The 15206-nt window shown below is 73.0% G+C and carries 13 protein-coding genes; 7 read left to right on the top strand and 6 right to left on the bottom strand.

From position 1 onward, the window contains the following. Positions 1 to 162: 162 nt before the first annotated feature. Entirely contained in the window at positions 163 to 942 is a 780-nt protein-coding gene (locus tag ACIHEJ_RS28005) for a hypothetical protein (RefSeq protein WP_400139572.1), read from the top strand. 21 nt (positions 943 to 963) lie between these two features. Here the strand turns inward: ACIHEJ_RS28005 and ACIHEJ_RS28010 are convergent, their stop codons facing one another. The 4 genes from ACIHEJ_RS28010 to ACIHEJ_RS28025 all read right to left on the bottom strand — a co-directional run bounded on the left by ACIHEJ_RS28010 (position 964) and on the right by ACIHEJ_RS28025 (position 4373). Next, positions 964 to 2307, bottom strand: coding sequence for a helix-turn-helix domain-containing protein (locus tag ACIHEJ_RS28010; protein WP_400139573.1), 1344 nt, complete (start codon positions 2305 to 2307; stop codon positions 964 to 966). Positions 2308 to 2606: 299 nt separating this feature from the next. Further along, entirely contained in the window at positions 2607 to 3164 is a 558-nt protein-coding gene (locus ACIHEJ_RS28015) for a Uma2 family endonuclease (protein WP_400139949.1), read from the bottom strand. A gap of 200 nt (positions 3165 to 3364) precedes the next feature. After that, positions 3365 to 3565 carry a DUF397 domain-containing protein gene (locus ACIHEJ_RS28020; RefSeq protein ID WP_400139574.1) on the bottom strand — a complete coding sequence of 67 codons (201 nt, stop codon included), beginning with the start codon at positions 3563 to 3565 and terminating at the stop codon, positions 3365 to 3367. Next, complete coding sequence (locus ACIHEJ_RS28025; protein ID WP_400139576.1) at positions 3525 to 4373, bottom strand: Scr1 family TA system antitoxin-like transcriptional regulator; 849 nt, start codon at positions 4371 to 4373, stop codon at positions 3525 to 3527. The genes ACIHEJ_RS28020 and ACIHEJ_RS28025 overlap by 41 nt, the downstream gene beginning before the upstream one ends. A 75-nt stretch (positions 4374 to 4448) precedes the next feature. Here ACIHEJ_RS28025 and ACIHEJ_RS28030 point away from each other — a divergent pair, with 75 nt between their 5' ends. After that, a complete protein-coding gene (locus tag ACIHEJ_RS28030; RefSeq protein WP_400139578.1) occupies positions 4449 to 5693 on the top strand; it encodes an amidohydrolase in 1245 nt (414 codons plus the stop codon). A gap of 113 nt (positions 5694 to 5806) precedes the next feature. Continuing rightward, positions 5807 to 7777, top strand: a complete 1971-nt coding sequence (locus ACIHEJ_RS28035) for a WD40 repeat domain-containing protein (RefSeq protein WP_400139580.1) — start codon at positions 5807 to 5809, stop codon at positions 7775 to 7777. 3 nt (positions 7778 to 7780) lie between these two features. Here ACIHEJ_RS28035 and ACIHEJ_RS28040 read toward each other — a convergent pair whose 3' ends face one another. After that, positions 7781 to 8878 carry a hypothetical protein gene (locus ACIHEJ_RS28040; RefSeq protein ID WP_400139582.1) on the bottom strand — a complete coding sequence of 366 codons (1098 nt, stop codon included), beginning with the start codon at positions 8876 to 8878 and terminating at the stop codon, positions 7781 to 7783. A gap of 83 nt (positions 8879 to 8961) precedes the next feature. Next, positions 8962 to 10149 (bottom strand): PP2C family protein-serine/threonine phosphatase, encoded by a 1188-nt coding sequence (locus ACIHEJ_RS28045; protein WP_400139951.1) that lies wholly within the window; start codon positions 10147 to 10149, stop codon positions 8962 to 8964. 152 nt (positions 10150 to 10301) lie between these two features. On the opposite strand from ACIHEJ_RS28045, the gene ACIHEJ_RS28050 reads away from it, so the two are divergent. The 4 genes from ACIHEJ_RS28050 to ACIHEJ_RS28065 all read left to right on the top strand — a co-directional run bounded on the left by ACIHEJ_RS28050 (position 10302) and on the right by ACIHEJ_RS28065 (position 15142). Next, positions 10302 to 10784 (top strand): hypothetical protein, encoded by a 483-nt coding sequence (locus ACIHEJ_RS28050; RefSeq protein ID WP_400139584.1) that lies wholly within the window; start codon positions 10302 to 10304, stop codon positions 10782 to 10784. 261 nt (positions 10785 to 11045) lie between these two features. Further along, positions 11046 to 12056: a hypothetical protein gene (locus ACIHEJ_RS28055; RefSeq protein WP_400139586.1), complete on the top strand. Its 1011-nt coding sequence runs from the start codon at positions 11046 to 11048 to the stop codon at positions 12054 to 12056. Between the two features lie 150 nt (positions 12057 to 12206). Further along, positions 12207 to 13163 (top strand): endonuclease/exonuclease/phosphatase family protein, encoded by a 957-nt coding sequence (locus tag ACIHEJ_RS28060; protein WP_400139587.1) that lies wholly within the window; start codon positions 12207 to 12209, stop codon positions 13161 to 13163. Between the two features lie 38 nt (positions 13164 to 13201). After that, positions 13202 to 15142, top strand: a complete 1941-nt coding sequence (locus ACIHEJ_RS28065) for an FUSC family protein (protein ID WP_400139589.1) — start codon at positions 13202 to 13204, stop codon at positions 15140 to 15142. Positions 15143 to 15206: the final 64 nt, after the last annotated feature.

Below are 15206 nucleotides of genomic sequence, written 5' to 3' on the forward strand. Positions count from 1 at the left end.
GGGGCGCGCTGCATACGGCGACCGTAACAGCGCCGGGCCGGCGGAGCCACGCGTTTTCCGGGGCCGCTCACCCGGACGGCCCGGAGCGCTGGTGGGGCGGTCGGGGCGATGGTGCCGTGAGAGCAGGCACCCCCACCGGCCCGCTGCCCAGGAGGCTCCCCCATGGTCGCCGCGATACCTCCCCGCGCGCTCCTTCTCCTCATCGGCGCCGGCCTGCTCGCCACCGGCGGCATCGCCGCCCTCGGTCTGAAGCAGCCGGCGTCCGCGCCGTACCCCATACCGACGATCGCCGCCTCCACCCCCGCACCCAGGACGAGCACCCGGGCCGACGCCGCCTCGCTCACGGAGGCGCAGGCCCAGGCCGCGCTCCTCACCGAGACCGACCTCGGCGCCCCCTGGACGGCGACGCGCGGCGCGGCCACCTGGCGGGACGCGCTGCTGAAGGCGACCACCACGACCGGGGAGTGCCAGAAGTTCATGGACGCCCTGTACAGCGACGAACTCCTCGGCGCCCCGGCCCGCGCCGCCGTCGGCCTGGACGACGCCGACACCGACGCCCAGCTGCGCTACCAGATCGGCACACGGCGCCCGGCGGACGTCGACAAGGTGCTGGCCTGGCTGGGCACGATGCCCGTGCAGTGTGCGCGGTTCACCGCCACCACGGAGCTGGGGCTGGTCGAGGACGTGCAGGTCGTGGACGCGCCGCTGCCGCGGGCCGGGGACGCGCGTCAGGGGCTGCGGGTCAGCCTCGCCACGACGACGTCCGAGGGGGACGAGTACCTGCTCACGCTGGACGTGGCCGCCGTACGGGTGGGTCAGGACTCCTTCGCCCTCACCAACGGCGGCCTGGGCGACGTACCGAACGACGCCACGCAGGCCGCCGTACAGGTCGGCGCGCTGCGCCTGGCGGACGTGCGCAGACAGGGCCGGGCGCAGGTCTGACCGGACCGCCCGCGCGCCGGGTCACAGGGGTGGCTGGGCCGGGGCCGGGCCGAGGGTGGTGGTGCCGGGGGTCGTGCGGTGGCCCAGGCCGGTGCGGTAGGCGTCCAGGGCGGCCTCGGTACGGCCCGTGCGGCGGAACAGGTCGCCGAGCAGGCGGCACAGGTCGGCCAGGTCACCGGCGGCGCCCGCGCGTTCCAGGAGGCTGAGCGCGCGGACGTAGTGCTCCTCGGCGGCCTCGGTGTCGCGGGTGTCCTCGGCGATGATGCCGAGGAGGCGGTGGGCCGCGGCGGCGTGGACGGCGCCGCGTTCGGAGGAGAAGTCGCCGAGGACGCCCCGGAGCAGTCCGGCCGCCTCGTCCGACTTGCCGCGCCGGTGCAGCACGTCGGCCAGTTCGACCGCGGCCTGGCTGCGGTACAGGGCCGCCCGGGTCTGCGCGAGCATGGTGTGCGCCTGGCGCAGCTCGGCCTCGGCGCGGTCCAGTTCGCCGTTCTGGGCGCAGACGTAGCCGCGCATCCAGTGGCAGTTGGCCAGTTCCGTGCGCAGCTGGAGTCGGCGGTACAGCTCGGCCGCCTTGGCGAGGGAGGCGTCGGCCTCGGCGGCCCGGCCCTCGGTGAGCAGGGTGCGGGCCACCGAGCGGTGCATCCGGGCGATCAGCGCGGGGTCGGCGGCCTGCGGGGCGAGCGCGAGGGCGAACTCGGCGGCCTGGGCGGCGCGGGCCTGGGCGCCCATGTCCATGTACGGGCCGATGACGCTGGCGTACAGCAGCAGGAGGGCGTCGGGGTCGTGCAGACCGCCGCGGTTCAGCTCGTCGAGGGTGGACTCCAGCAGGTAGACGGCGTAACGGAGTTCGCCCGCCAGATAGTGGGACACCGCCCGGCCGCGTACGGCGGGCACGCGGGCCGGCAGCGACTCGTCGGCCAGCCGCGCCTCGGCCCGTTCGAAGCAGTCGCGTGCCGTGCCCAACTCCCCCGTCTCCAGGCTGCATTCACCGAGGCCGAGCAGTGCGGTCGCCTGCTCGTGACGCAGTTCGTGCGTCTCCGCCTCCGTGAGCAGCGCCGCGTACTGCGCGGCGGCCTCCTCGGCCCGGCCGTCGGCGAGGATGCGCTGGGCCTCGGTGAGCCGCAGCCTCAGGCCGGTGGCGAGGTGGGCGGGGCGGCCGACGGCCAGCTCCTCGAAGGCCACCCCGAGCCGGGCCGCGATGTGCCCCAGCGCCTCGTCGGAGGCGCGCACCCGGCCGGCCTCCAGGGTGGAGATGTAGGCGGGTGTGTAGGCCGGTTCGGCCAGTTGACGCTGGGTCAACCCGGCTTGGGTGCGCAATCTCTGCACGCGCCGCCCGATGACCTCGGGATCGTCCCGCTCCCGCATACCCCCGGCCCCCCAACTCGCCCGTCGCCTCTTGCCGTTCGGGTTGTACAGCCCCTAGGTTAAACGGCGGGTTAAACCTGTTTAATACGCCACTGTCGTGTTGCGAGGTCGCCGTGTTCGGACGTACATCCGCACCCTACGGAAACCCCACCGCGCGGAGGGCCGTCGCCGCCGCCGTGATCGCCGTGGCGGCCCTGATAACCGCGGCGAACGCGGGCCCGGCGCGAGCGGCGGAAACGGGACACACCGCTCAGCACCAGCAGCCGGCACGTGCGTACCGCTGAGCCACGGCCGGAGGCTCAGAACTCGGCGGTGTCCAGCTCGAAGTCCAGGGGGGCGGGCAGGGGGACGGCCAGGCCGAGCTTGTACTTGGAGCCCTTGGAGTAGTCGTCGCCGGAGGGCTCCGAGTAGACGACGACCTCTGCCTCTTCGCGGTCGATCAGCAGGTAGACAGGGATGCCGGCGCGGGCGTACCCGTGGACCTTCTTGGTGCGGTCGCGGTCAGCGGTGCCGGCGGAAGTGATCTCGGCGACGAGGAGGACGCCGTGCGGCTCGTGCCACTCCTCCTCGTCGTCAAAGCTGCCCTTCGGGGCGATCACCAGGTCAGGGATGACGTGACCGGTGGGGGATGCGCCGGGAGCGTTCAAGCCGATGCCGGTGTAGTTACGCAGAGAGCGGTCCTGGCGCCGCTCAGCCACCTGGTCAACGACTTCCGACACGATTTCCTCATGCTCCCCGTTCGCCGGTGGCGTCACGTGGATCTCCCCTTCGATCAGCTCCACGCGCCAACCCCGGGGGGCCGCCGCACTAAGGCGCTCGAAGGCTGTCTCTACGCTCGAGTCCGACTGGTCGGGCATGCCGCTGTCCGCGTCGTCACCGTCAGGGTCGTCGTAGGGACCGTAGATGGCCTCGCCCTGATATCCGGGCATGATGATCGGCTCAGTGTCAGCCGTCGCCATGACAGACCTCCTTCGCTCAGCGCGACCATCTCAGCGTACGGGGGGATGCGGCCCGGCGAATCCTGAGCCGTTCACTCGAACGTGTGTGCTGTTACGTTTCAGCGCTCCCCTGCCGCGTACCGCACGAACGCCGCGAACGCCTCCGGCGAGAGGGTGAGCGTGCCGTGCCCGGGGTCCTTGGAGTCGCGGACGGCCACGAGGGCGGGGAGATCGGCGACCTCGACGCACTCGCCGCCGGTGTTGCCGCTGTACGAGGACTTACGCCACACCGCGTCCGTCAGGTTCGGCAGCTTGCGCATAACGTTCCTCCATCACGCGGGTGATCAGTGCCGCCGAATCCTCCACGGAGAGGGCGGACGCCTGCAAGTGAGCGTAACGAAGGGCTGCCTCCTTGACAGTCTCCGGGTTGGCCGTCATGTGCCCCGAGATGATGTCCTCCGTGTACACGAGGTCCGGGTGACCGTCGAAGCGAAGGCTCGTGAACGACCCGATCAGGCTGGCGTGTTCACCAGCAAGGAACGGCAGGACCTGCACCCGCACCCACTTGTGGTCGAGGAAGGTCAGCAGGTGTGCGAGCTGCTCGCGCATGATCTGGTGGCTGCCGATGGGCCGGTGGAGGGCAGCCTCGTCCAGGACCACCCAGGTCAGCGGGGGCTCTTCGCGAAGCAGAATGCGCTGGCGTTCCATCCGCGCGGCCACGAGCTCATCCAGCCTGTCCCGCACGCCCGTTGCCAGCACCGCCCGGGAGTACGCCTCGGTCTGCAGAAGGCCATAGACCATCTGCGCCTGATACGTGGAGATGTACGCCGCCGTAGCCTCCATGTCAGCGAACGGCTGGAACCAACTCGGCAACTGACTCCGCAGCACCAGCCCCACCAACCGCGAGAAGAAGCCGTCGGTCAGCAGCGCCGCGTCCACGCGCTCGGCGAATTCCCGTGTCGGCACCTTCGCCCCGGTCTCCACCTGGCCGACCAGCGAGCCCGTGCAGAAGACGATCGCGCCCAGTTCCCTCTGCGTCAGCGCCGCCGCCTCACGCCTGCGGCGCAGCTCGTAGCCGAAGTAGTCCAACGGCGAGGCCGCGGGATCCAGTTCGCGGATGTTCACCATGCACCGAGCGTAGCCACACGACCGCACGCAGGTGAGGATGTTCGGCGAACCGCCGGAGGCCTACGCTGACGGACCATGACCTCTGCCGCCGCCCGCACCGCCCTGGACCTGACCGCCGAGCTGCCCGTCCCGGCGCTGGAGGACCTCTACCGGGACCTGCACCGGCACCCCGAGCTGTCCCTGCGGGAGCACCGCACCGCCGGGAAGCTGGCCGGGCGGCTGGCGAAAGCCGGGTTCGAGACCGCCGAAGGTGTCGGCGGCACCGGGGTCGTGGGGCGGCTGGCCAACGGCGACGGGCCCACCGTCCTGCTCCGCGCCGACATGGACGCACTGCCGGTGCGGGAGGAGACCGGGCTGCCGTACGCCTCCACGGCGGACGGCGTGATGCACGCCTGCGGGCACGACCTGCACGTCACCTGGCTGGCCGGGGCCGCCGCGGCGCTCGCGGCGGGGCGGGACACCTGGCGGGGCACCCTGCTGGTGATCGGACAGCCCGCCGAGGAGAGCGGGCAGGGCGCGGCCCGGATGGTCGCGGACGGCCTCTACGAGCGGTTCGGGCGGCCCGACGTCCTGCTCGGGCAGCACGCCGCGCCCGGCCCGGCGGGGCTGTACCCGCACTCACCGGGGCTGATCATGTCCGCCGCGACGGACGTCGACATCGTGGTGCACGGCCGGGGCGGGCACGGTTCGCGGCCGGAGTCGACCGTGGATCCCGTCGTCACCGCCGCCTACCTCGTCACCCGGCTGCAGACCGTGGTCTCACGGGAGATCGCGGCCGGTGAGTCCGCCGTACTCACCGTCGGCCGGATCGAGGCCGGCACCCGGCACAACATCATCCCGTCCGAGGCGCGGATCTCGCTGAACCTGCGCAGCCAGTCCGAGGCCGTACGGCAGCGGATGCTGGACGCGATCCGGCGCATCGCGCGGGGCGAGTGCCTGGCCGCCGGCTGCCCGCGCGAGCCGGAGATCACCATCGGCAACACCTTCCCGGTGACCGTCAACGACGCCGGCACCGACAGAACGGTGGCGGCCGTGCACACGGAGGTCTTCGGCGCGGGCACGGTGTTCGACCCGGGCCCGGCGATGGGCAGCGAGGACTTCCCTCAGCTCGCGCTGGACAACGCCATCCCGTACTCGTACTGGTTCGTCACCACGACCCCCGCCGAGGTGTGGGACCGGGCCCCCGGCAACACCCTGCCGGAGAAGTTCGCTGCCGTGCCGAGCAACCACAGCCCGCACTTCGCGCCCGACCTGTCCGTGATCGCCCCGGGTGTCCGCACGCTGGTCTCCGGGGCACTGGCGTTGTTGTCGGTGACATGACCTAGTCTTCGCTCACTCGCCACACGCGGCGCACACCCGCTTCACAAGGGGCCGCGCAGTCGTGCCCGCGTGGCGTACCGACTCTTCATTCGATCCGGGGGGTTCGAATCAGCGTGCGCAAGCGCTCTCTCACGGCCGCCACCACCCTGGCGGTCCTCTGCGGCTCGGCAGCTCTCGCCGCCGCTCCGGCCTACGCCGACTCCAGCACCGTCCTGCCGGTCAAGCAGACCGGCGACATCGTGGTCGACGGTGTCCACCAGCAGGTGTTCGTCAGCGACCCGGCCAACGGCAAGATCGTCGTCACCGACTTCGCCGGCAAGGTCGTCAAGCAGCTCACCGCGGACCTGTCCGGGGTGACCGGCCTCGAGCTGTCCGCCGACTCCGGCACGCTCTACGCGGCCGTCAAGGACCAGGACGCCATCGCGGTCGTCGACACCGCCACCGACACCGAGACCACCCGCTACGCCGTCGGCGACCAGCCGGTCAGCGTCGCCCTCGCGGGCGGGCGGCTGTGGTTCGGCTACGGCGCCTCCGGCTCGGGCGACCTCGGCTCCGTCGACCTCGCCGGCGAGCAGCACGAGGTCACCCTCGACCAGGACAAGGGCTGGTACTCCGCGCCGGTCCTCGACGCGGCCCCCGGCTCGGACGTCCTGGTGGGCGGCCAGCCCGGCGACAGCTCCGGCACCGTCGTGTCGTACGACGTCTCCTCGGGGACCGCCACGCGTGTCGCCTCCGGGTCGGCCGGCGAGAACCTGAGGGACCTCGCGGTCACACCCGACGGCAAGGACGTCGTCACCGCGAGCGGCTGGCCGTACCACCACCCGGTGTTCAAGACGGCCGACCTCACGCCGGACGGCACCTACGCCAGCGACACGTACCCGAACGCGGTGGCCGTCGCCCCGGACGGCACGGTCGCGGCGGGCGTCGACGGCTGGTACAACCCGGACGTCTACGTCTACAAGCCGGGCGGCACCACCTCGGTGCGCGAGTACGACTTCCCGAACACCGGGCACACCAGCGGCTCCGACGAGCTGGCCGACTCGGCCCTCGCCTGGGCCCCGGACGCCTCGCGGCTGTTCGCGGTGTCGTACAACAGCGACGGCGTCTACTCGCTGCGCGTCCTCGCCGCGCCCACCAAGGCCGCGACCACCGTCACCGTGGACGCCCCGGCCACCGCCACCCGCGCCAAGGCGCTCACCGTCAAGGGCAAGGTCACCTCCAAGGTCGCCCTGGCGGCCGGTACCGGGCTGACCGTCACCCGCACCGACCTGGACTCCCCGAAGGGCAAGACGCTGCCCCCGGTGACCGCCAAGGCCGACGGCACCTTCTCCTTCGCCGACACCCCGCCGGCCGGCGGCAAGGTGACGTACAAGGTGGCCTACGCGGGCGACGCCGACCACGCGGCGTCCTCCGGCTCCGACTCGGTGACCGTCTCGCGCGCCAAGCCGACGCTGACCGTCGACAACAACGGCAAGGTCTACTCGTACGGCAAGGACGTCAAGTTCACCGCCCACCTGGGCACGACGTACAAGAACCGCACGGTGGAGATCTGGGCCGACCCGTTCGGCTACGACAAGCCGAACAAGCTGGTGAGGTCCGGCAAGGTCGACTCCCATGGCAACCTGTCGGTCACCCTGGACATGAAGCGGGACACCAAGGTCACCGCGAAGTTCGCGGGCGACTCCCGGTACACGTCGGCCTCCGCGTCCAGCACGGCCGGGGCCCGGGTCAGCATCTCCACGTCGGTGGGCAACCACTACAAGTCGAAGTCCGCGTGGGGCCACACGTACTACTTCTTCCACAAGACCAAGGACCCGCTGATCACGACGAAGATGTCGTACTTCCCGGGCCGGGCGCAGAAGTTCGAGTTCGAGGTGTACGCCCAGGGCCGCTGGTACCCGGGCGACCCGGCCTACTTCAAGCTGGGCGGCGACGGCGTCTCCCAGGTGCGCATCACCGGCGACCACGGCGAGGACTTCGGCTGGCGCTTCCGGGTCCGCTCGTCGTACATCAACAGCTCCTCCGGTGACACGGTGAACTCCACGACGCACGGCGCCTGGAAGTACTTCACCTTCACCAAGTAGGGCTCACCGGGCGGCCTGGAGCCGGCCCAGCTGCCGCTGGACGCTCTCCAGCGCGCCGGTCCGCCGGCCCGGCACCCTGAGTCGCAACTCCGCGAGCGCGGGCCCGAGTTCACGGGCCCGCGCCGTGTCCTTGATACGGGTCCACTGGTGGTGCGCACGGTCCACGGCCGCCTCCACGGCAGGCGCGTCCACGGCCTGCCCGGCGGCCAGCCGCACCTCGGCCACCCCCAGCCAGGCCCGGCAGCTGCGCACCGGGTCCCCCGCGAACATCGCGAGGTCGGCCCGGACCTCGGCCCAGTGCAGGGCTTCTTCGGAGGCGGGTCCGTGGGAGCGGACGGCGAACTGCTCGTGCCGGGCGGCGAGAAGGTCGGCATCGAGGTGCCGGCCGGCCTGCACGGCGGCGCTGATGGCCGTGTGGGGGTCCTGCGCGGAGGCGGGCGGGTGGGCGTACGGGGGTCCGGGGGCAAAGCCCCCGGGCACGGTCAGCACCAGGTCCCGGCCCCCGCCGGCCTCGGCGATCCGCGCCCACGCCTGCTCGTGCAACTGTGCCAGCGGCGGCCGGTGCCCGCTCCGCAGAAGCGTGGCCACGGCCTTCATGTACGCCGGCTCGGCCACGCCCCGCCGGCCGGGCGGCGGGGCGACGCGGCCGTGGACGGTGCTGGTGCGCCCGCAGTCCAGCCCGCGCTCGGCGACGTACCGCCAGGCCTCCGCGTCCGCGTGCAGGTCGAGGACGAGCGCCGTGTCCGCGGCGGAGCGCAACCGCAGCTCCTCGCGGATCCAGTGCCACGGCAGCGCGGTGTAGCGGACGGTGGCCGGCGTGGTGCGGGCCAGCGCCAGATGCGGCAGCCGCTGGCGGCGGTCCAGGTGCAGCTGGCCGGTGATGTACACGGTGAGCGGTCCGGGTGCGGCGGCCGCGGCGCGCAGCCGGGTGAGGACGGCCTGCGGCTCCAGCGGGTCGGCGAGCTCGACCACGTTGGCGGTGTCGGTGCCGGACAGCACGGAGGGGGCGACGGCGGCCAGCACCGGCAGCACACCGGCCGCGTCCACCAGGCGCCCCCGGCCCAGCGGCGAGGCCGCGAGCAGCAGCACGGTTCCGGGCATCGTCCCTCCCCCCTGCGGACCCCGAGGCCTCCAGATCCGCTCTCCAGCCAGCACCGTAACCGCTGCGGCTGCAAACCGGCGCCTCAGGACCGCAAACGCCCTCGTTCGGCACCTTGTCCCGGTTCAGGGTCTTCGCCCTGCCCGCCCTCTCCTTCGTCCGTCGTCCGCCGCACGGCGAAGATCGTGGTGTCGTCCTCCAGTCGGCCCCGGCCGTGCCGCAGCACGCCGTCGCGGACCAGGCTCACCAGGCGCCGCGGCTCACTGCGGCGCGGGTCGGCGGTGACCGCGCGGGTCACCTCGCGGGCCAGCGGGTAGAAGAGGCCGGGCTCGTCGCGGGCCTCGGTCACCCCGTCGGTGACCAGCAGCAACGTCTCCTCGGCGGTCAGTGGCACCCGGCGCACGGGCGGGAGGGCGCCCGCGAGGTCGCACAGGCCGAGCGGGAGCCCGTCGCCGCTGGGCAGCTCACGGACCCCGTGCGGGCCGACGGCGAGCGGCGGCTCATGGCCGAAGTTGACCAGTTCGACCGTGTCCGCGCCCGACTCGGGGAAGCCGATCAGGAGCGCGGTCGCGAAGCGGTCGCCGTCCTCGCGGCCGGTCGCGTGGATGTGGGAGCGGTGCCGGCACATCCGGATCTCCAGCCGTTCGGCGACGGTCGCGAGCTCCTCCTCGTGGTAACCCGCCTCCCGGAAGGTGCCGAGCAGGGCGGCGGCGGCCTCCACCGCGCCGAGACCCTTGCCCTGCACGTCGCCGACGAGGACGCGGGTGCCGTGCGGGCCGGGCTGGATGTCGTAGAAGTCGCCGCCGACCCGGGCGTCGACGTCGGCCGCCAGATACACCCCGGCGTGCTCCAGACCCGCCCAGCGCGGCGGCAGCGGGCGCAGCACGGTACGCCGGGTGGTCTCGGCGATGTCCCGGATGTGCAGGTTCTGCCGCTCCTGGCGCACCCGCACCGCGGAGGCCAGCACGGCCAGCAGGCCGCCCAGGGCGACCAGCACGAAGTCGCCGAGCCCGGCCTGGTACTGGTCGGGCCAGGCACTGTCCACGACGACGTACGTCACCACCGACAGCAGGGTGAAGGCCACCGTCGTCCACACCCCGCAGATGGCGGCGGCGATACCCGGCACCAGGACGATCCAGGAGATGATCCGGAACCGCTCGGTGGTCTCGAAGTCCAGCAGCACGATGCCGGCGAGCAGCAGCAGGGGCGGGATCCAGGCGATGCTCCGCCCGTGGACCCGCAGCAGCAGCCGGCGCCGCCGCCCGTACTCCATCTCGGTCACGGCGGGCAGCCCTCCATGGACCCCAGCCAAACACGGGGGAGAAACGGCCGCATCCGGGCACTCGTCACCCTCCTGGCCGACTTGCCAGGCCGTGCCCCCAGGTGTGGGCTGGAGAGCGGGGGCGAGGAGAGAGGAGTGCTCTCATGGCTCATGCGGCACCCGCGCCAGGCGGGGTGTCCCGGCCCGGCCGGACGCCCGAGGTGACGGGGCGGGCCACGAACGTGTCCCGCCGTGCGCCGGACGTCTTCGACGCGCGCACCCATGCGATCGCCCGGATCGTCGTCCCGATCGGGCTGGGCCTGGTCTACGGCTACTGGGTCGCGGCCGACAACCGCTCCGGTGGCCCCATCACGGGCTGGAACCTGCTGCTCGGGTTCGTCAGCGCGCTGGTGTTCGCGGTGGTGAGCATGGCGCTGCTGGTGCTGGCCCCGCGGATGCCGCGGGAGTTGCACGCACTGCTGTGGTCGGGGTTCGCCGGCCTCGCGTTCGGTTTTCTCTACAGCCAGAGCGATGCGTCGATCTGGCGGGCGGTGGTGATGTCGCTGCTGGTGTCGGCGGTGACGTTCCTCACGTTCTTCTACCGCTATTACACGCGGGAGGACGCTTTCGGGATCCGGGTCCGCTGAGTCGGCAGCGGGGGCGGTGTGTGCGTGGGCCCCGGCCGGTCGGCCGGGGCCCACGCACTCCCCTGTACCCACCACCCGGTCACGCGGTCGGGCTTCTCCCCAGCACCAGGAAACACCCGTTCGGACGAACTCTCCACCGGAGAGCGCAATCCGCAACTCCGCCCCGGAGTGCGGCCCGAGTGACACCCGTTCGGCCCCAGTTGTAGCCCGGACGCGGGCGCACCGCTCGCGCGGCTCCGCCCCCGGCCGTTGCCTTGAAGGGTGCCACCACGAGCAAGGAGCGCCCTTTCGGCCGTACTCATCGCCCTGTCCTGCCTCCTCGTACCGTTCGGCGCGCTGGCGGCCTGGGCGGCGTACGGTCTCACCGACACGGGCCGGTACGTCACCGCGATGGCCCCGCTCGCCGCCGACCCGGCCGTGCGGGAGGCCGTCGCGGACACGGTCGGTGACGGCATCCTGCGCGAGGTGGACGAGCACGTGGTGGACGTGCGCCCGCTGCGCGGCTCGGTCCGCCCGTTCGTGCACGACGCCGTGCGCTCCTTCACCCAGACCCAGGCCTTCCGGCTGGCCTGGGACACCGGCAACCGGATCACCCATGACGCGGTGCTGCGCGCCCTGCGCGACGAGGACGAGCGCGAACAGCCGGTCACCGTCGACTTCGCCCCCGTCACCGCCCAGGTCAAACGACAGCTCGCCCAGGACCACATGCCGCTCGCCCAGCGCATCCCCGTGGAGCACACGGCGGTCGCCGTGCTCCCGGCGGGCGAACTGGCCGCGCTGCGAAAGGGGTTCCACGTGCTCGAAGTCGCCGGTTTCTGGCTGCCCGTGGCGGCCGTCGTCTTCGCCGTCACCGGGATCGCCCTCGCCGTCCACCGCCGCCGCGCCATCGCCGCGACCGCGCTGGGCACGGCCCTGGGCGGGGCGCTGCTGGGGCTCACCGTGGCGCTCGGCCGCAGCCTCACCCTCGCCGACCTGCCCGCCGACGTGCCCCACCCGGCCGCGGGCGCCGTCTACGACGCCCTGACCGGCACCCTGCGCACGGTCTCCTGGCTGCTGCTGGGTCTCGGCCTCGCGGTGGCCCTCACCGCCTGGCTCACCCGGTATCTGCGCCTGGTCCGCCCCTCGCGACGCCGGCGCGGAGCCACGGCACCGGCCCGGACCCCGGCACAGACACAGACACAGGCACAGGCACCGGCACCGGCACCGGCACCGGCACCGGCAGAGACACAGGCACAGACACAGGCACAGGAACCGACACGGGCCAGGGCCTGACTGCGCCGACGGTCCCGACACGGGACCGCTGTCCCCAACCTGTGGACATTCTCGGCCGGTTGCCGCGCGGCTCCCGGCAACTCGCCCGCGCTGAACCCGGTATCGGATGATTTCCTGGCGAGCCGCGCCCGCCGACCGTAGGCTCGGCCCGTGAACCGACGCCCCGGACGCAGGCTCGGCGCCTGGTGTGCCGGGCTGCTGCTGGCCGGAGTCAGCGTGGTGGTGGGCTGCCGCGTGGCCGACACCGACGGTGTCACCCCCGTCCCCCAGCTCCTCGCCTTCCTGCCCTGGCTGCTCGCCCCGACCGGCTTCGCCCTGCTGTGCGCGCTGCTCGCCCGCTGGTGGCCGGGGCTGGTGTGGGGCGTCGCCGTGCTCGGCCTGCTGGCCTGGTACCTGGACCCGTACGGCAGGACCGGCGAGCCGGACGGACCACCCCTCACCACGTTCCGCGTGCTGACCTCCAACGTCGAGTTCGGCCGCGGCACCCCTGCCCTGGTCCCGCAGATCCGCGCCCGCCGCCCGGACGTCGTCTTCGTGGAGGAGTGCGAGTACACCTGCCAGGCCACGCTGGAGGACGACTTCACGGCCGTCTACCCGTACCGGCAGGCGGTCCACGCGGACGGCTCGCGCGGCTCCCTCATCCTCAGCCGCTTCCCGCTGAAGCCGACCGCGGGCGTCCGCGGCACCATGGGCATGCCCGGCGCGGTCGCCGACGTGCACGGCCACGCCGTACGCCTCCAGCTCGCCCACCCCATGCCCCCGCTGCCGCGCCAGGTGGGCCTGTGGCGCCGTGAACTCGGCCGGCTGCGCGCCTTCGCCGCCGCCGGCCAGGGCACCCCGACCGTCCTCGCGGGCGACTTCAACGCCTCCCAGGACCACGCGGCCTTCCGCCGCATCCTGGACACCGGCCTGACCGACGCGGCCCGCCTCTCCGGCCTCGACCGCACCCCCAGCTGGCCCGCCCGCACCGCGTCCGTGATCGGTGCCCAGATCGACCACGTCCTGCTCTCCGGGGACTTCACCGCGACCGACACCCGCTTCCTGCGCGTGACCGGCTCGGACCACCGCGCGCTCGTCGTGGACGTCACGCTCCACCAGCACGGATGAGCCGAGGAGGGACCGAGCGATCCGGCCATAATGGGCGCATGTCCCGCGAGTTCCCCGTCGGCCTCACCCCTCCCGACTGGCTGGTCCGGAACCTCCAACCCCAGCAGGCACCCGTCAACTGGGCGGCCGCCGCCCGCGCCGCCGTCTCCCTGTCCCTGCCCCTCGCCATCGGCTTCGCGACCGGCTACCCGGCGTACGGCGCGCTCGCCTCCATGGGCGCCCTGTCCGGAGTCATCGGCGACACCGCCGACGCCTACCGCATGCGCATCCTCAACATCGCCGTGCCCCAGCTGTTCGGTGCGGTCGGCGTGGCGCTGGGCTCACTGGTGTTCGGGCACGGCTGGTACGCGGTCGCGGCCGTCACCGGTGTCGCGCTGGTGTCCGGGATGATCTCGACGATCGGCGCGGTGGCGTCGGTCTCGGGGCTGCTGCTCCTGCTGAACTGCGTGGTGGGCGCGGGCCTTCCGCTGCCCCGTCCCTGGTGGCTGGCGCCGGTCCTGATGACCGGCGGCGGCCTGCTGGTCCTCCTCCTCGCCCTGCTGGCCTGGCCGTTGCGCTCGGGCATCCCCGAACGGTCGGCGGTGGCCGCCACCTACCGCACGGTCGCCGACCTGCTCGCCGTCTCCGGCACCGACCGCACCGGGGAGTACGACGAGGCGCGCCGCGCCGTCACCCAGTCGCTGAACCAGTCGTACGACCTGATCCTGGCCCGGCGCGCCCGCCACCACGGCCGCAGCCCCGAACTCACCCGGCTGCTGGCCCAGTTGAACGCGATCACCCCGGTGGTGGAGGCGGCCCCCGCGGCCCACCAGGCCGGGCGCCCCCTGCCCGCGGCGATCCCGGCGTCCACCCGCCACCTGGCCCAGGCGGTCGAGACGGGCTACACAGGGCCGATAGCCCTGCCCCTCCCCCTGCCCACCACGGAGACCGCCCGCGCGGTGGACCACGCCCTGCGCCACACCGCCGAGGTGGTCTCGGCCCCGGACGTGGACCCCCGGGGCATCGACGACCGCCTCGGCCGCCCTGCCGCCCTGGGCGTCCGCACCGCCCGGGCGACCCGAAGCGTCGTCCTCTCGGCGAACTCCTGGCGTTACGGCCTGCGCCTGGCGGTCTGCATCGGCATCGCGCAGACCCTGGTCTCCCTGCTCCCGGTCCCCCGCTCCTACTGGGTGGCCCTGACCATCACCTTCGTGCTGAAGCCCGACTTCGGCTCGGTCTTCTCCCGCGCCCTGCTGCGCGCCCTCGGCACGGTGGCGGGCCTGGGGATCGCGGCGGTGGTGCTGACGGAGGTCCCGCTGGGCCCGTGGGACGTCCTGGTCATGTTCCTGCTGGGCCCGCTGATCCCGGCGCTCACCCCCCGGGGCTACGGCTACCAGACGATGGCGATCACCCCGGTGATCCTCCTCCTCTCGCACATCCTGAACCACCAGGGCACGGCCCTGCTCCTGCCCCGGCTGGCGGACTCGCTCCTCGGCTGCGCGATCGCCCTGATCGCCGGCTATCTCCTCTGGCCCGAGAGCTGGCGCACCCGCGTGGGCGACCGGCTGGCCGACGCGGTGGCGGACACGGCGCGCTACGTGGAGACGGCGTTCGGCGACACCGACCCCGCCGCGCGGGCCCGCATGCGCCGCCGCCTCTACCGGGACCTCTCCGTCATCCGCACGGAGTTCCAGCGGGCCCTGACCGAGCCCCCGCCGACCGGGCGCCGGGCCGCCGCGTGGTGGCCGCTGGTCGTCGCCGTGGAACGCATCGTGGACGCCACGACCGCGGCCCGCGTCCGCGTCCGCCACGGCGCCGCGCCCCCGTCGCCCGCGGAGATCGCCCAGATCACCCTGCAGCTCCGGGAGCTGTCGGAGGGCGTGCGCAGTGCGGAGACCCTGACGCCGGTCCGTACCGATCTGACCGGTCCGTCCGGCAGTGTTCTGGAGTCCCTCCGACAGGAGGTCGCCGCGGCCCGGTCGATCGCTTCCCCCCACTGAGGGCTTCGCTAACCTTACGTGTCCGTCCTGGCCAGGGATTGACGGGCATCAACTCATACGAAGG

Source organism: Streptomyces sp. NPDC052301, from assembly GCF_044593395.1.
Taxonomy (GTDB): domain Bacteria; phylum Actinomycetota; class Actinomycetes; order Streptomycetales; family Streptomycetaceae; genus Streptomyces.